This window comes from Mesorhizobium sp. M7A.F.Ca.US.006.04.2.1, assembly GCF_004022915.1.
GTDB lineage: Bacteria > Pseudomonadota > Alphaproteobacteria > Rhizobiales > Rhizobiaceae > Mesorhizobium > Mesorhizobium ciceri.
Genome location: NZ_RZQA01001368.1, coordinates 1 through 979 on the forward strand (window position 1 = coordinate 1; position 979 = coordinate 979).

1 protein-coding gene is annotated in these 979 nt (G+C 62.8%); it reads right to left on the reverse strand.

Translation table 11 applies throughout. The annotated features are described in order from the left end of the window. On the reverse strand, positions 1–979 hold a 979-nt coding region (gene tssM / locus EN925_RS37345), incomplete at both ends, for a type VI secretion system membrane subunit TssM (RefSeq protein ID WP_128337436.1).

Here is a 979-nt window from a genome sequence, read left to right on the forward strand (position 1 = left end):
GCCAGTTGGGCGGGAAAGCGGAAAATCTCGGCACGGGCGGCGAGTTTGTCCTCATCTTCCAGCCGCGGCACCAGCCTCCGCTCAAGTTCCGTCGCCAGCGCGGAAATTTCCCGTTCAATGGTCTTGGCATCGACACGCGCTTCCAGCGCGAAGGTGGTCCCCCATACCTGCTCGCGCGAAGCCGTGGACAAGCCGCCGAAGAAAGCCTCGAAGCCCTTGATCAGATCGGCCTTGGTCAGCATCAGATAGACCGGAAGGCGGATTTCGAGCCGGTCGTTGAGTTCGGCCAACCGGCGGCGGATCTTGCGGCCGTGCGCCTTGATGGCTTCATCGCCCTCCCAAAGCACGTCGATCGAAAGCGCGACGATTACGCCATTCAGCGCGCGGCGTCCGCGGTGCTTTTTCAACAGGTCGAGGAAGCCCAGCCATTCAACCGCGTCCACATCGGGCTGGCTCTCCTGCTGGACATAACGGCCGGCCGTGTCGATCAGAACCGCATGTTCTGAAAAGAACCAGTCGCAGTTGCGCGTGCCGCCGACCCCCTGCAGGTCGTCGGTGAGGTCGATCGGAAAATTCAGCCCGGACTGCCGCAAGGCCGTGGTCTTGCCGGTGGCCGGCGGCCCGACGATCACATACCATGGCATTTCGCGCAGAAACTTTCGTCCGCCCAGCTTGCGGCGCTTCAGTTCGGCCATCACCTCGGCGAACTTGGCACCGACGGCCGCGACATTCTCTTCGCCGGGTCTGAGCGGCTTTTCCACCACCGGCGCGGCAATCTCGGCGACGAACATACGGTTGGCGCGGATCGCCCGGCGCTGGGCGACGATCAGCCAGATCAGCCAGAAGATGACCAGCAGCGCAATGATGACGATGCGCACGTTATCAGAGGCGAACGGTTCATAGGGACCGACCCTGACGATCGGACCGAACACCCAGATGACCAGGGAAAGCAGCGTGAGGCCGATCAGCGTCCATAGCC